Origin of the sequence: Siccibacter colletis, assembly GCF_025914095.1 — a bacterium.
GTDB lineage: Bacteria > Pseudomonadota > Gammaproteobacteria > Enterobacterales > Enterobacteriaceae > Siccibacter > Siccibacter colletis.
Genome location: NZ_CP074352.1, coordinates 3,359,763 through 3,375,633, shown reverse-complemented (window position 1 = coordinate 3,375,633; position 15,871 = coordinate 3,359,763). Strand labels below are relative to the sequence as shown.

14 protein-coding genes are annotated in these 15,871 nt (G+C 55.9%); 10 read left to right on the top strand and 4 right to left on the bottom strand.

The window, feature by feature from the left end:
• Positions 1-42: 42 nt before the first annotated feature.
• Complete coding sequence (gene gcvP, locus KFZ77_RS16175) at positions 43-2,916, top strand: aminomethyl-transferring glycine dehydrogenase (protein WP_264384781.1); 2,874 nt, start codon at positions 43-45, stop codon at positions 2,914-2,916.
• Positions 2,917-2,974: 58 nt separating this feature from the next.
• On the top strand, positions 2,975-3,718 hold the full coding sequence (locus KFZ77_RS16170) for an SDR family oxidoreductase (RefSeq protein WP_031519709.1): 744 nt from the start codon (positions 2,975-2,977) through the stop codon (positions 3,716-3,718).
• A gap of 37 nt (positions 3,719-3,755) precedes the next feature.
• Here KFZ77_RS16170 and KFZ77_RS16165 read toward each other — a convergent pair whose 3' ends face one another.
• Both KFZ77_RS16165 and KFZ77_RS16160 read right to left on the bottom strand, forming a co-directional pair.
• The gene (locus KFZ77_RS16165; protein WP_264384780.1) at positions 3,756-5,189 is read right to left on the bottom strand and encodes a 6-phospho-beta-glucosidase; all 1,434 of its coding nucleotides are present in this window, start codon (positions 5,187-5,189) and stop codon (positions 3,756-3,758) included.
• A gap of 163 nt (positions 5,190-5,352) precedes the next feature.
• A complete protein-coding gene (locus tag KFZ77_RS16160; RefSeq protein ID WP_031519714.1) occupies positions 5,353-6,081 on the bottom strand; it encodes a MurR/RpiR family transcriptional regulator in 729 nt (242 codons plus the stop codon).
• 311 nt (positions 6,082-6,392) lie between these two features.
• Here KFZ77_RS16160 and trhA point away from each other — a divergent pair, with 311 nt between their 5' ends.
• On the top strand, positions 6,393-7,052 hold the full coding sequence (trhA, locus tag KFZ77_RS16155) for a PAQR family membrane homeostasis protein TrhA (RefSeq protein WP_264384779.1): 660 nt from the start codon (positions 6,393-6,395) through the stop codon (positions 7,050-7,052).
• Between the two features lie 39 nt (positions 7,053-7,091).
• On the opposite strand, the gene ygfZ is transcribed toward trhA, so the two are convergent.
• A complete protein-coding gene (gene ygfZ, locus KFZ77_RS16150) occupies positions 7,092-8,075 on the bottom strand; it encodes a tRNA-modifying protein YgfZ (protein WP_264384778.1) in 984 nt (327 codons plus the stop codon).
• 262 nt (positions 8,076-8,337) lie between these two features.
• On the opposite strand from ygfZ, the gene sdhE reads away from it, so the two are divergent.
• Positions 8,338-8,604, top strand: coding sequence for an FAD assembly factor SdhE (sdhE, locus tag KFZ77_RS16145; RefSeq protein ID WP_031519720.1), 267 nt, complete (start codon positions 8,338-8,340; stop codon positions 8,602-8,604).
• Positions 8,585-9,001, top strand: coding sequence for a protein YgfX (locus tag KFZ77_RS16140; protein ID WP_031519722.1), 417 nt, complete (start codon positions 8,585-8,587; stop codon positions 8,999-9,001). Before sdhE ends, KFZ77_RS16140 begins: the two co-directional genes overlap by 20 nt.
• 49 nt (positions 9,002-9,050) lie before the next feature.
• Here the strand turns inward: KFZ77_RS16140 and fldB are convergent, their stop codons facing one another.
• Positions 9,051-9,572, bottom strand: coding sequence for a flavodoxin FldB (gene fldB, locus KFZ77_RS16135; RefSeq protein ID WP_031519723.1), 522 nt, complete (start codon positions 9,570-9,572; stop codon positions 9,051-9,053).
• Positions 9,573-9,672: 100 nt separating this feature from the next.
• Between fldB and xerD the strand changes: the two genes are divergently transcribed.
• The 5 genes from xerD (at position 9,673) to lysS (ending at position 15,762) form a co-directional block, all read left to right on the top strand.
• Positions 9,673-10,569 (top strand): site-specific tyrosine recombinase XerD, encoded by an 897-nt coding sequence (gene xerD, locus KFZ77_RS16130; RefSeq protein WP_031519725.1) that lies wholly within the window; start codon positions 9,673-9,675, stop codon positions 10,567-10,569.
• A 29-nt stretch (positions 10,570-10,598) separates the two neighbouring features.
• Positions 10,599-11,309, top strand: coding sequence for a bifunctional protein-disulfide isomerase/oxidoreductase DsbC (gene dsbC, locus KFZ77_RS16125; RefSeq protein WP_264384777.1), 711 nt, complete (start codon positions 10,599-10,601; stop codon positions 11,307-11,309).
• Between the two features lie 3 nt (positions 11,310-11,312).
• Positions 11,313-13,046 carry a single-stranded-DNA-specific exonuclease RecJ gene (recJ, locus tag KFZ77_RS16120; RefSeq protein WP_264384776.1) on the top strand — a complete coding sequence of 578 codons (1,734 nt, stop codon included), beginning with the start codon at positions 11,313-11,315 and terminating at the stop codon, positions 13,044-13,046.
• 90 nt (positions 13,047-13,136) lie between these two features.
• Positions 13,137-14,235 (top strand): peptide chain release factor 2 gene (gene prfB / locus KFZ77_RS16115; protein WP_152548345.1). Its coding sequence is split into 2 segments (ribosomal slippage): positions 13,137-13,211 and positions 13,213-14,235, totalling 1,098 coding nucleotides; the frame shifts between segments, so codons are not numbered across the junction.
• Between the two features lie 9 nt (positions 14,236-14,244).
• Entirely contained in the window at positions 14,245-15,762 is a 1,518-nt protein-coding gene (gene lysS / locus KFZ77_RS16110) for a lysine--tRNA ligase (RefSeq protein WP_264384775.1), read from the top strand.
• The last annotated feature ends 109 nt before the right edge of the window (positions 15,763-15,871 follow it).

Below are 15,871 nucleotides of genomic sequence, written 5' to 3'. Positions count from 1 at the left end.
GAGGCGACCACTATTCACCGCACGTTTCAGGAACCATCGCTCATGACACAGACTTTAAGCCAGCTTGAAAACCGTGGCGCGTTTATCGACCGTCACATCGGGCCGGATGCTCAGCAACAGCAGGAGATGCTGAACACGGTTGGCGCGGATTCATTAAACGCCCTGATTGCACAGATCGTGCCGAAGGACATTCAGCTCGCCATGCCGCCGCAGGTTGGCGACGCCACCACCGAGTTTGCCGCGCTGGCGGAACTGAAAGCGATCGCCGGGCTCAACAAGCGCTTTACGTCTTACATTGGCATGGGCTACACCCCGGTTCATCTCCCGCCGGTGATCCTGCGCAACATGCTGGAAAATCCGGGCTGGTACACCGCCTACACGCCATATCAGCCAGAAGTGTCTCAGGGCCGCCTCGAAGCGCTGCTCAACTTCCAGCAGGTCACGCTGGATCTGACCGGCATGGATATTGCCTCCGCCTCGCTGCTTGATGAAGCAACCGCAGCGGCGGAAGCGATGGCGATGGCTAAACGCGTCAGCAAACTGAAAAACGCCAACCGCTTCTTCGTGGCGGCAGACGTGCATCCGCAGACGCTGGATGTCGTGCGTACCCGTGCGGAAACCTTCGGCTTTGACATCATTGTCGATAACGCTGAGAAGGTGCTCGATCATCAGGACGTGTTCGGCGTGCTGCTCCAGCAGGTTGGCACCACCGGCGAGGTCCACGATTACAGCACGCTGATCGGCGAGCTGAAAGCGCGCAACGTGATCGTCAGCGTGGCTGCCGACTTTATGGCGCTGGTGATGTTAACCGCGCCGGGCAAACAGGGTGCGGATATCGTCTTTGGCTCCGCGCAGCGCTTTGGCGTCCCGATGGGCTACGGCGGCCCGCATGCGGCGTTCTTCGGTGCCAAAGATGAATTCAAACGCTCGATGCCGGGACGCATTATCGGCGTTTCCCGCGACGCGGCGGGCAACACCGCGCTGCGTATGGCGATGCAGACCCGCGAACAGCACATTCGCCGCGAGAAAGCCAACTCCAACATCTGTACCTCCCAGGTGCTGCTGGCCAACATCGCCAGCCTCTATGCGGTATTCCACGGCCCGGAAGGATTGAAACGTATCGCTAGCCGTATTCATCGCTTTACCGATATTCTGGCGGCGGGCCTGCAAAAAGGCGGCCTGAAACTGCGTCACGCGCACTGGTTCGATACCCTGTGCGTGGAAGCAACGGACAAAGCCGCAGTGCTGGCGCGCGCCGAAGCTGCGCAGATCAACCTGCGCAGCGACGTGCTTAACGCGGTTGGCATCACCCTGAATGAAGCCACCACCCGCGACGATATCGCGACGCTGTTCAACGTGCTGCTGGGCGACGATCACGGTCTGGACATCGACGGTCTGGATAAAGAGGTGGCGCTCGACAGCCGCTCTGTTCCGCAGGCGATGCTGCGCGATGATGCGATCCTGACGCATCCGGTATTCAATCGCTACCACAGCGAAACCGAAATGATGCGCTACATGCACAGCCTGGAGCGTAAGGATCTGGCGCTGAATCAGGCGATGATCCCGCTCGGCTCCTGCACCATGAAACTGAATGCCGCCGCGGAAATGATCCCGATCACCTGGCCGGAATTTGCCGAACTGCACCCGTTCTGCCCGGCGGATCAGGCGGAAGGCTATCATCAGATGATCGGTCAGCTCTCTGACTGGCTGGTGAAGCTCACCGGGTACGATGCCCTCTGCATGCAGCCGAACTCCGGCGCTCAGGGCGAGTACGCCGGCCTGCTGGCTATTCGCCGCTATCATGAAAGCCGCAATGAAGGCCACCGTGACATCTGCCTGATCCCGAGTTCCGCACACGGCACCAACCCAGCCTCGGCCCAAATGGCGAGCATGCAGGTTGTGGTGGTGGCCTGTGATAAGCAGGGTAACATCGACCTGACCGATCTGCGCGCGAAGGCCGAACAGGCCGGGGAGAAGCTGTCGTGCATCATGGTGACCTATCCGTCTACCCACGGCGTGTATGAAGAAACCATCCGGGACGTGTGCGACATCGTGCATCAGTACGGCGGCCAGGTTTACCTGGATGGCGCCAACATGAATGCTCAGGTCGGCATCACCACGCCGGGCTACATCGGCGCAGACGTGTCGCACCTCAACCTGCACAAAACCTTCTGCATTCCGCACGGCGGCGGCGGCCCGGGCATGGGGCCGATTGGCGTCAAAGCGCATCTGGCGCCGTTCGTACCTGGCCATAGCGTGGTGCAAATTGAAGGGATGCTCACCCGTCAGGGCGCGGTATCTGCCGCGCCGTTTGGCAGCGCCTCTATCCTGCCGATCAGCTGGATGTATATCCGCATGATGGGTGCGGAAGGGCTGAAAAAGGCCAGCCAGGTGGCAATCCTCAACGCCAACTATATTGCCAGCCGCCTGCAGTCGGCTTATCCGGTACTCTATACCGGCCGCGATGGCCGTGTGGCGCACGAGTGCATCCTCGATATTCGCCCGCTCAAGGAAACGACCGGTATCAGCGAACTGGATATCGCCAAGCGCCTGATCGATTACGGCTTCCACGCCCCGACCATGTCGTTCCCGGTGGCGGGTACGCTGATGGTGGAGCCGACGGAATCCGAAAGTAAGGTTGAGCTGGATCGCTTTATCGATGCGATGCTGGCGATCCGCACCGAAATCGATCGTGTAGCAAAAGGCGAATGGCCGGCGGAAGACAACCCGCTGGTGAACGCGCCGCACACGCAGAAAGAGCTGGTTGGCGAGTGGGATCACAGCTATACCCGCGAACTGGCTGCCTTCCCGGCAGGCTTCGACAATAAATACTGGCCGACCGTAAAACGCCTTGACGACGTATACGGGGATCGCAATCTGTTCTGCTCCTGCGTGCCGATGAGTGAATACCAGTGATAACTATCCTGTTGTAATCTGAGGGCGCTTCGGTGCCCTTTTTGTTATGGAGAAAATGATGACTGTTGCACTGGTGACCGGTGGAAGCCGGGGAATTGGACGCGCGACCTCGCTGCTGCTGGCGCAGGAAGGATACAGCGTGGTGGTGAACTACCACACTAACACAGAGGCTGCGCAGGCGGTGGTTAATGAAATTCGCCTCGCGGGTGGTACGGCGGAGGCAATCAGGGCTGATGTATCGGACGAGGCGCAGGTAGTGACGATGTTCGAGCAGATCGATCGTTTGTTCGGCCCGGTAGATGCCCTGGTGAACAATGCCGGCATTCTGTTTCAGCAGGCCCGTCTGGAGACGTTGACCGCGGCGCGCATCAATCAGGTGTTAACCACGAACGTCACCAGCTATTTCCTGTGCTGTCGCGAAGCGGTGAAGCGCATGGCGCACCAGCACGGCGGCAAGGGTGGGGCGATTGTTAACGTCTCGTCCGCCGCTTCGCGTCTCGGCGCGCCGGGTGAATATGTGGATTATGCTGCGTCGAAAGGTGCCGTTGACGCTATGACGACCGGTCTGTCACTGGAAGTGGCAGGGCAGGGGATACGCGTGAACGGCGTGCGGCCAGGATTTATTTATACCGAGATGCACGCCTCGGGCGGCGAGCCGGGGCGCGTGGATCGGGTAAAAACCGCGATTCCGATGCAGCGTGGCGGTCAGCCGGAAGAGGTGGCCCAGGCAATTGCCTGGCTGCTCAGCGATAAAGCTTCTTACGTGACCGGGAGCTTTATTGATATGGCTGGCGGGAAGTAATGACGACCTCCCCCTGTGGCAGGGGGAGGAAGAGGACTCAGAGCTGCTCGCCGTTGCTGGCGATAACGTCTTTGTACCAGTTGAAGCTCTTCTTGCGGGAACGAGACATATCGCCGGTTCCGTCGTCATGCTTGTTCACATAGATAAAGCCGTAGCGTTTGCTGTACTGCCCGGTGGTGAAGGAAACGCAATCAATGCAGCCCCACGGGGTATAGCCCATCAGATCCACGCCGTCGTAGGTGACGGCTTTCATCATCTCTTCCACATGGGAACGCAGGTAGTCGATGCGGTAGTCATCGTTGATGCTGCCGTCGGCTTCCACCTTGTCGTAGGCACCAAAACCGTTTTCAACGATGAACAGCGGTTTTTGATAGCGCTCGTAAAGTTCGCACAGCGCATAGCGCAGGCCAACCGGGTCAATCTGCCAGCCCCAGTCGGAGGCTTTCACGTGCGGGTTCGGCACGCTGCCCTGGAAACCGGAAAGCGCATCGCCGGACCCGCCTTCGGCTTTTACCGCGTTGGTCATGTAGTAGCTAAAGCCGAGGTAGTCGCAGCAGCCTTCACGCAGGATCTGCTCGTCGCCATCTTCCATTTTGATCGTAAACCCGCGACGCTCCCACTCGTTCAGCACATAGGTCGGGTAGTAGCCGCGCAGCTGCACATCGGTAAATACATAGCGCTCGCGCATGGATTCCTGAGCGAACATCACGTCTTCCGGCTTACAGGAGAACGGATAGAGCGGCACCATCGCCAGCATGCAGCCGATTTTCATCTCCGGATTGATGCGGTGTCCAATCTTCACCGCCTGGGCGCTGGCGACGAACTGGTGGTGCAGTACCTGATACATCACCTCTTCCGGGTTGTCGTGCTCGGTGTAGACCACGCCGGAGCAGCAGTAGCCAAACAGCGGCGCGCGCCAGTTACGCTGGTTATTGATCTCGTTGAAGGTCATCCAGTACTTAACTTTGTTTTTGTAGCGCTCGAATACCACTTCAGCGAAGCGCACAAAGAAATCCACCACTTTGCGGTTGGTCCAGCCACCGTACTCCTGCACCAGGTGCAGCGGCATCTCGAAGTGAGAGAGGGTAATGACCGGTTCGATGTTGTACTTCAGCAGTTCATCGAACATATCGTCGTAGAATTTCAGCCCTTCTTCGTTTGGCTGGGTTTCATCCCCTTTCGGAAAGATGCGCGTCCAGGCAATGGAGGTACGGAAGCATTTGAAACCCATCTCGGCGAATAGCTTGATGTCTTCTTTGTAGTGGCCGTGGAAATCGATAGCTTCATGGTTCGGATAGTATTTGCCCGGCTCTACGCGCTCAGTGATGACGCGCGGCACGCCGTGAGCGCCCCCGGTCAGTACGTCACAGATGCTCGGGCCTTTGCCGCCCTTATCCCAACCGCCTTCAACCTGGTGTGCAGCAACTGCGCCGCCCCATAAAAAATCTTTCGGTAATGTCAGCTTTTTCATATTTCATTGTCTCGTTGTCGGTTGGTAAATAAATGTCAATAAAACAATTACTACCGGGCCTTTAATAAAGTCTGCCAACGAGTCTAACAAAGGAAGATGAAAAGTCACGATATAACAAATAACGCAGCCGGTGATTTGTTACACCCAAAAAACAATATGTTTTTTATGCCAGCCGACGTGCCAGTTTACGGCCCAGAGATTCAAGAATATAAATCACCGGGATTTGCGTGGTGATGTCATAGACGCCCGCAATGCGCATGGGCTGCACATGCCAGGAGAGATTGAAGTCGGCAAGCTTAGCCAGTGAGGAGTTTTCATGGCTGGTGACGGAGAGCACCTTGCAGCGGTGCAGGCTGAACTGGCTGGCAAAGCGCAGGATCTCTTCGGTTTCGCCGGATACGGAGAGTACGATAGCCAGCGCATTTTTCGCCATGTCGCTGGTGACCGGGAAATAAGGGTCGTCAATATGGTTGCTGAATTTTCCGACATTTGAGAAAAAGCGCGCGCCATATTTCGCCAGTGCGCCTGAGGTGCCCGCTCCGACAAATATAATACGTTCCGATTGCAGAATAATATTTACCGCATCATCCAGTAAATTATCAAACTCTTCGTTATTTACGCTTCGGAAAAAGCTCATTATCTCGCTGGCACCGAAATTCGCTTGCTGCGGTTCATTCTGCTCTAAATATAATTTGAAGCGCACGCGGAATTCGGAATAGCCTTCGCAATTGAGCTTGCGGCAGAAGCGCAGCACCGTGGTGGTAGAGACTCCCGCTTCGTCCGCCAGCTCGCGGATGGTCATGTACATGACTTTGTCAGGGTTCTTGATGACATAGTTGTAGACCATCATTTCAAGATTATTCAGGCTGGCAATAGCGGAGTGGGTAAACATGGTCACAGTGCTGGTATCCCTTATTAAGCGCGCCTGTAGATTACCAGACGATGTATTACAGCAACCATCCCTTTTCATGGCTGCCGATAAATGAATAGCCGTGAGGCGCACGGCTATTCTGACCCCGCCGCCAGCCCTGACCATACAACTCTACCGGCCCCGAACTGGCCCCGCCGCCGCTCCCGAACTGCTACCTCTGCCGGTTCCAGGTTGCGCAGGCCAAATATATTTCAGCTAACAGGTGTTCACTGAAATCATTCTCAGTTACGCTAGTGATGCTTAACTTTTAGTCGCTTTCCAGGAGTTGCATCATGGTTCGTCAACCCTCCATCACACAGGGATATTCACTGGCTGAGGAAATCGCCAACAGCATTAGCCACGGCATCGGGCTGGTGTTCGGCATCGTCGGGCTTGTGCTGCTGCTGGTCCAGGCCATTGACGCCAACGCCAACGCAACGGCAATTATCAGCTACAGCCTCTATGGCGGCAGTATGATTTTGCTGTTTCTTGCTTCGACGCTCTACCACGCTATTCCACATGCGCGGGCGAAAATCTGGCTGAAAAAGTTCGACCACTGCGCCATCTATCTGTTGATAGCCGGTACCTATACGCCGTTTCTGCTGGTGGGGCTTAACTCACTGCTGGCGAAAGGGCTGATGATTGTCATCTGGAGCCTCGCGCTGCTGGGCATCCTGTTTAAGCTTACTTTCGCTCATCGCTTTAAGGTGTTGTCGCTGGTGACCTATCTGGCGATGGGATGGTTGTCGCTGGTAGTGATTTACCAGATGGTCATCAAACTGGCTCCGGCCAGCGTGACGCTGCTCGCCGCAGGCGGCATCGTGTATTCACTGGGGGTGATTTTTTACGTCTGTAAACGCATCCCCTATAACCACGCAATCTGGCACGGCTTTGTGCTTGGCGGAAGCGTCTGCCACTTCCTGGCCATCTATCTGTATATCGGTCAGGTGTAGCATGCAGGTGCGGCAAACGCAGCCGCACCTGACAGACCTTTACTCGTCGAGAGAGTAAGGCAGTGGTTCGATAGACAGGGTATGCGCAGCGTCATCGCGAACGCGGAATGCGCTTCCGGCTTCCATATCGTTATTCATCACCACCTGCACCAGCACGCGTCCGTCGTCAAGCTGGGCTGCCGTGAGTACCGTCCCGGTCCGGCGCCAGTTTTCACCCATCTGCATTTCCAGATCTTCGCCCGGCAGTGGAGCACGGCTCGCCTGCCCAGCAAGGAACCAGAGCGCGCGTTTGTTCGCTCCGCGGAATTTGGCGCGGGCGACCATCTCCTGCCCGGTATAACAGCCCTTTTTAAAGCTGATACCGCCCAGCGCCTGGAGGTTAGTGGCCTGAGGAATAAACTGCGCACTGTTTTCCGGTTCGATTACCGGGATGCCCGCCTCAATATCCAGCGCCAGCCACTGCTGGCTATTGTTAAGCTGCGCTTCGCCCTGCAGCTTCTCTGTTAATTCCTGCACCTGTGCAGGAGTGGTGACCAGCAGAAAACGTTCAGCAGGCATACCGAACCACAGCAGAGTGGTATCACCTTCGCGTACTACCTGGTTCTGTTCATCCGGCAGCGTAGTGAACAGGCCAGCAAGCGCAGCGCGTGCCTGGAAACCTGCGACGCCAAGCAGTACGCGGCTGTCGTCCGGTACGATAGTTACTTTTGAGAAAACGGCATATTTCTTCAGCTCGGTCAGCTGCGCGTCACGCAGGCTGCGGCGCAGGATCCACGCATAGCCTTCACCATCGCGGAACAGACGTAAATTACTCCACATCTTACCTTTAGCATCGCAGTGCGCGGCGAGCAGATGCTGGTTATCAGCCAGCGCGGCGACATCGGTCGTAACCTGGCCCTGAAGGTATTTTTCGCTTTCAGCACCGGTGATGGTGGCCAGCGCCCAGTCATCCAGCGAGATCAGCGTGAGCGGCAGGCGCGCCGAGGCAGCGGGCTGACGCGGTGGAAACGGTGTAGATGCCATAACTAAGTCCCGAATGTCACTTCGCAATATTAATGAAACCTAATGGTAAAAGAGCTGCCAGCCTTTGCAAGCGCTTTAAGAGGGCCATTCGTGCGGTAAACACGGCTTTGCGTACCGCTTCTAAGGATTTTTTGTAACTTGCAGTAGTGGGAAAATTTTCAGGAAAACGCCTCGTAATTCAAAACAATCCTGTGATGGCGTGGTCAAAAACACGATACACTAGTCGCCGTACCTTATTTCCGGCTTAAACAGGAATATAAAGATGGATATAACGAATAAAGCGCGAATTCACTGGGCGTGCCGTCGCGGAATGCGGGAGCTGGATATTTCTGTCATGCCGTTTTTCGAGCATGAATACGACTCGTTGAGCGATGACGACAAACGGCTTTTCGTTCGCCTTCTTGAGTGTGACGATCCCGATTTGTTTAACTGGCTGATGAATCATGGTAAGCCTGCGGACGCCGAGTTAGAGCGGATGGTGCTGTTAATTCAGAAACGGAATCAGGAACGTGGTCCTGTGGCACTCTGATTTACGCGTTTCATGGCGCTCGCAGTGGCTCTCTTTGCTGCTTCATGGCGTTGTGGCAGCTATCGTATTGTTCGTACCCTGGCCGCTGAGCTATACCCCCGTCTGGATGCTGCTCCTTTCTCTGGTGGTATTTGATTGCGTTCGCAGTCAGCGCCGCATTAATGCGCGTCAGGGCGAAGTTAAGCTGCTGATGGAGAATCGTTTTAAATGGCAGGGAGCGGAATGGGAAATCGTCGGTGAGCCCTGGACAATCCAGAGCGGCATGATGCTGCGTTTGCGTAAGCCGGGTAAACGGCGGTGTAAACATTTATGGCTGGCGGCAGACAGTATGGATGACCGGGAGTGGCGTAATCTGCGCAGGCTGATTTTGCAAACGCCGACGCGCAGCCATTATTAATGTGGTGTGGTGTTACCGGGACAGGCAGCAGTCGAATGGTCGCTGCTGCTCAGGAGAAACGCTCCGCCATTTCGCCAAGGATCTGCTCGCACCAGGCCTGAATACGCTCATCGCTCAGGTCATACTGGTTGGTTTCATCCAGCGCCAGGCCTACAAACAGCTGACCATCCGCGATAACAGGTTTCTGGCTGGTGAATTCATATCCTTCGGTTGGCCAGTAACCAATAAAGGTTGCACCGCGCGGCGTCAGTTTATCGTGCAGCATGCCAAGCGCATCAAGGAACCATTCGCCGTAGCCCAGTTGGTCGCCCATGCCGTAGAGCGCAACGATTTTGCCGTTGAGATTGATGTCATCAAGCTGGTCCCAGATCGCTTCCCAATCTTCCTGAAGCTCACCAAAATCCCAGGTTGGAATACCTAAAATCAGCACGTCGTACTGCGTCATCAGCGATGGAGCATCATCTTTCAGGTTATGAAGCGTAACCAGTTCCGGGCCAATAATGTCGCGAATTTTCTCGGCAGCCATTTCGGTGTAACAGGTGCTGGAACCATAAAAAAGACCAATGTTCATAACAATAACGTCTCATCTCATTCTGTACTGAGCGGCTAGTGTATCAGAATCGCGGCGCAATCAGGCATAATGCCGCAACGGCAGTTATCGGGAGGTTACCGTGGAGCAGGATATTGCTCGCATTGAACAGTTTCTGGACATGCTCTGGCTTGAGCGCAATCTCTCTGAGAACACGCTCCAGGCTTACCGCCGCGATCTAAAAAGCCTGGTTGAGTGGCTGGAACGTCACGGCCTTACGCTTGAAACGGCGCAGGCCTCTGACCTGCAGGCGCTACTCGCCGAGCGGGTTGAAGGCGGCTATAAAGCGACAAGCTCTGCCAGAATGCTCAGCGCCGTGCGCCGTCTGTTCCAGCATCTGTACCGCGAGAAAGTGCGCCCCGACGATCCGAGCGCGATGCTGGCATCGCCCAAATTACCCCAGCGTCTTCCGAAAGATCTCAGCGAAGCGCAGGTTGACCGCCTCCTGCAGGCACCGGTAGTTGACCAGCCGGTGGAATTACGGGATAAAGCGATGCTTGAGGTGCTCTATGCTACCGGCCTGCGTGTCTCAGAGCTGGTCGGCCTGACCATGAGCGATATCAGTCTGCGGCAGGGTGTGGTCAGAGTATTGGGTAAAGGTAACAAAGAGCGTCTTGTGCCGCTGGGCGAAGAAGCGGTTTACTGGGTTGAATACTACCTTACCCATGGGCGTCACTGGTTGCTGAACGGGCAGTCCAACGACGTGCTGTTTCCAAGCAAACGTGCACAACAGATGACGCGCCAGACGTTCTGGCATCGCATTAAGCATTACGCCACGCAGGCTGGTATTGATAGTGAGAAGCTGTCGCCGCACGTTTTGCGCCATGCCTTTGCGACTCACTTGTTGAATCATGGTGCCGATCTTCGCGTAGTACAGATGCTGCTGGGACACAGCGATCTGTCCACTACACAAATTTATACTCACGTTGCAACCGAGCGCTTACGGCAGCTCCATCAACAGCACCACCCGCGAGCGTGAGTGTCATACATACAGATTAAGGAAGGATAATGAACAAAGGTATCGTGCTGTTTTCCCTGCTCGCCGCGTCGCTCTCAACGTTTACCGCGCAAGCAGATGATGCCGCGATTGAAGCCTCTCTGGCAAAGCTGGGGGTGAAAAGTGAGTCCATCCAGCCAGCACCGGTTGCCGGGATGAAAAGCGTGTTGACTAACAACGGCGTGCTGTATGTCACCGACGACGGTAAGCACATCATCCAGGGGCCGCTCTACGACGTCAGCGGCGCGCAGCCGGTGAACGTTACCAATAAAATGCTGATGACCCGTCTTAACGCGCTCGATAAAGAGATGATCGTGTACAAGGCGGCGAAAGAGCAGCACGTTATCACCGTGTTTACCGACATCACCTGTGGTTACTGCCACAAGCTTCATGAAGAGATGAAGGACTATAACGCGTTGGGTATCACCGTGCGTTATCTGGCCTTCCCACGTCAGGGGCCGCAGAGCGAAGCCGAAAAAGGCATGCAGGCCATCTGGTGTGCTAAAGATCGCAACAAAGCCTTTGATGCAGCTATGAAAAATGGTGAAGTGCCTTCCGCAAGTTGCGATATCAATATCGCAAAACACTATGCGCTGGGCGTGCAGTTTGGTGTGCAGGGTACGCCAGCCCTGGTGCTGAACGACGGCTATGTTGTGCCGGGTTACCAGGGGCCAAAAGAGCTGAAAGCGCTGCTGGATGAACACAAGAAACAGGCACAGTAACGGGTGAAACAGCAAACACAGCTCCGCCGCAGAACGGTGGACGACACGGCGCAGCTGCCAGCTGAGTTATCGCCGCTGCTGCGTCGTCTGTATGCCAGCCGCGGCGTTAAAAGCGCCGCCGATCTGGAGCGCAGCGTGAAGGGCATGCTGCCCTGGCAGCAGCTGGCCGGTGTGGATACAGCGGTCGCTATTCTCTTTGATGCGTTGCGTGAAAACCTGCGCATCATTGTTGTCGGCGACTTCGATGCCGATGGCGCGACCAGCACAGCTCTGAGCGTACTGGCCTTGCGCAGCCTCGGAGCTGGCAACGTCGATTACCTGGTGCCGAATCGCTTTGACGATGGCTACGGGTTAAGTCCCGAAGTTGTCGATCAGGCGCATGCCCGCGGTGCGCAGCTGATCCTGACCGTTGATAACGGTATCTCGTCGCACAGTGGCGTGGCGCGGGCGCATGAACTTGGCATTCCGGTGGTGATCACCGATCACCATCTGCCCGGTGACGTACTGCCGCCTGCAGAAGCCATTATCAATCCTAATCTGGCCAACTGCGCGTTTCCGTCGAAATGCCTCGCCGGGGTTGGCGTCGCGTTTTACCTGATGCTGGCGCTGCGCGCCCATTTGCGTGAGGCCGGCTGGTTTGAACAGCAGGGCATCGCGATGCCGAACCTGGCTGAACATCTGGATCTGGTGGCGCTGGGTACGGTGGCAGACGTGGTGCCGCTGGATGCCAATAACCGCATTCTCATCTGGCAGGGGCTGAGCCGCATTCGCGCCGGAAGGTGCCGTCCGGGGATCCGTGCGCTGCTTGAGATTGCCAACCGCGACGCGCAAAAGCTCGCCGCCAGCGATCTGGGCTTCGCGCTCGGCCCGCGCCTGAACGCAGCGGGTCGTCTGGACGATATGTCTGTCGGGGTTGCGTTGCTGATGTGTAATGACATCGTGCAGGCACGGATGCTGGCAAGCGAGCTTGATGCGCTCAACCAGACCCGCAAAGAGATTGAGCAGGGGATGCAGGCGGAAGCGCTGACGCTCTGCGAGCGGCTGGAACGTAGCGGTGAAGCGCTGCCTGGCGGGATCGCTATCTATCACCCGGAATGGCATCAGGGCGTAGTCGGTATTCTGGCCTCGCGTATCAAAGAGCGCTTCCATCGCCCGGTAATTGCTTTTGCCCCGGCAGGTGACGGAACGCTTAAAGGTTCAGGGCGCTCCATCCAGGGGCTGCATATGCGCGATGCGCTGGAGCGGCTGGATACGCTCTATCCTGGCATGATGCTGAAGTTTGGCGGACACGCCATGGCTGCGGGCCTGTCGCTGCAGAGCGATCGCTTTGAGGAGTTTCAGCAGCGCTTCGCCGCGCTGGTGGGCGAATGGCTCGATCCGGCACTGCTGCAGGGCGAAATCTGGTCTGACGGCGCGCTTCAACCGCAGGAGATGACGCTTGACGTGGCGGAGATGCTGCGTGATGCCGGCCCGTGGGGGCAAATGTTCCCGGAACCGCTGTTCGACGGACGTTTTCGCGTGCTGCAGCAGCGCCTGGTGGGCGAGCGCCATCTCAAGCTGATGCTGGAACCCGTCGGTGGCGGCCCGTTGCTGGACGGTATCGCCTTCAATATCGATACCGCTTGCTGGCCGGATAACGGCGTACGCGAGGTAGAAATTGCGTATAAGCTTGATGTAAATGAGTTTCGCGGTAACCGCAGCGTTCAGCTTATTATCGACAACATCTGGCCGCTCTGAGGCCATAATCGCTATAAAAAGCGGCATGAATCCGGTAAACTTTTGCCCTTATGCCGCATTTTGACTAGCCAACTTAAAGATCCGCAAACCATGTTTGAAATTAATCCGGTAAAAAACCGCATTCAGGACCTCACGGAGCGCTCTGACGTTCTTAGGGGGTATCTTTGACTACGATGCTAAGAAAGAACGCCTTGAAGAAGTAAACGCTGAGCTTGAGCAGCCGGACGTCTGGAACGAACCAGAACGTGCACAGGCGCTGGGTAAAGAGCGCTCCTCGCTGGAAGCCATTGTTGAAACCCTCGATCAGATGACGCAGGGGCTGGATGACGTATCCGGCTTGCTGGAGCTGGCGATTGAAGCTGACGACGAAGAGACCTTCAATGAAGCCGTCGTCGAGCTGGATCAGCTGGAGCAGAAACTGGCGCAGCTTGAGTTCCGCCGTATGTTCTCCGGCGAGTATGACAGCGCCGACTGCTATATCGATATTCAGGCAGGCTCTGGTGGTACCGAAGCGCAGGACTGGGCAAGCATGCTGATGCGCATGTATCTGCGTTGGGCAGAAGCGCGCGGCTTCAAAACCGAAATTATCGAAGAGTCTGAAGGCGAAGTCGCAGGTATCAAATCCGTGACCATCCGCATTCAGGGCGAGTATGCGTTCGGCTGGCTGCGTACCGAAACCGGCGTGCATCGTCTGGTGCGTAAAAGCCCGTTTGACTCCGGTGGCCGTCGTCATACCTCCTTCAGTTCCGCGTTTGTTTATCCGGAAGTGGATGAAAACATCGATATCGAAATCAATCCGGCGGATCTGCGTATCGACGTTTACCGCGCTTCCGGCGCGGGCGGACAGCACGTTAACCGTACTGAATCTGCGGTACGTATTACGCACATTCCAACCGGTACCGTGACCCAGTGTCAGAACGACCGTTCCCAGCATAAGAACAAAGATCAGGCCATGAAGCAGATGAAAGCGAAGCTTTATGAACTGGAAATGCAGAAGAAAAATGCTGAGAAACAGGCGCTGGAAGACAACAAATCCGATATCGGCTGGGGTAGCCAGATCCGTTCTTACGTTCTTGATGATTCCCGCATCAAGGATCTGCGTACCGGTGTTGAAACCCGCAACACGCAGGCGGTGCTGGACGGCGATCTGGACAAATTCATTGAAGCAAGTTTGAAAGCAGGGTTATGAGGAACCAACATGTCTGAACAACAATCACAAGGCGTTGACGCAGCAGCAGATCTTAATAACGAGCTGAAAACGCGCCGTGAGAAGCTGGCAGCGCTGCGTGAGCAGGGCGTCGCGTTTCCTAATGACTTCCGTCGCGATCGTACCTCTGACCAACTGCATGCTGAATTCGATGGCAAAGAGAATGAAGAGCTGGAAGCGCTGAACGTCGAAGTTGCGGTTGCCGGTCGTATGATGACTCGCCGCATCATGGGTAAAGCGTCATTCATTACGCTGCAGGACGTTGGCGGCCGCATTCAGCTTTACGTCTCGCGCGACGATCTGCCGGAAGGCATCTATAACGAGCAGTTTAAGAAGTGGGACCTTGGGGATATCCTGGGTGCGCGCGGTAAGCTGTTTAAAACCAAGACCGGCGAACTGTCCATTCACTGCACCGAGCTGCGTCTGTTGACCAAAGCCCTGCGTCCGCTGCCGGATAAATTCCACGGCCTACAGGATCAGGAAGCGCGCTATCGTCAGCGTTATCTGGATCTCATCTCTAATGATGAGTCCCGCAAAACGTTCAAAATTCGCTCCCAGATTATGGCCGGTATCCGTCAGTTCATGGTGAACCGCGACTTTATGGAAGTGGAAACGCCGATGATGCAGGTGATCCCGGGCGGTGCGTCCGCGCGTCCGTTTATCACTCATCATAACGCCCTGGACCTGGACATGTACCTGCGTATCGCGCCGGAACTGTACCTGAAGCGTCTGGTGGTAGGCGGGTTCGATCGTGTGTTCGAAATCAACCGTAACTTCCGTAACGAAGGTATTTCAGTGCGCCATAACCCTGAGTTCACCATGATGGAACTCTATATGGCCTACGCTGATTACAAGGATCTGATCGAACTGACCGAATCCCTGTTCCGCACCCTGGCTCAGGACGTGCTGGGTACAACCGAAGTGCCTTATGGCGATTACATGTTTGATTTCGGTAAGCCGTTTGAAAAGCTGACCATGCGCGAAGCGATCAAGAAATACCGTCCGGAAACCGACATGGCGGAGCTGGATAACTTCGACTCTGCGAAAGCAATCGCCGAAAGCATCGGTATTAAGGTTGAGAAGAGCTGGGGTCAGGGCCGTATCGTGACCGAGATCTTCGAAGAGGTAGCAGAAGCCCACCTGATCCAGCCGACCTTCATTACCGAATATCCGGCAGAAGTGTCGCCCCTGGCGCGCCGCAATGATGAAAACCCTGAAATCACCGATCGCTTCGAGTTCTTCATTGGCGGACGTGAAATCGGTAACGGATTCTCTGAGCTTAACGATGCTGAAGATCAGGCGCAGCGCTTCCAGGATCAGGTTGATGCGAAAGCTGCCGGGGATGACGAAGCGATGTTCTACGACGAGGATTACGTCACCTCGCTTGAGCACGGCCTGCCGCCAACTGCCGGTCTGGGAATTGGTATCGACCGTATGGTGATGCTGTTCACCAACAGCCACACCATTCGTGATGTGATCCTGTTCCCGGCCATGCGTCCGGTGAAGTAAGTCCTGTTGATAACAGAAACCGCGCGCACGCGCGGTTTTTTTTTGCTCTGTTTGGGCGATTGAACAGATGCTGATAATATAAGCTGCTTGAATAATCAGTGAATTAGCG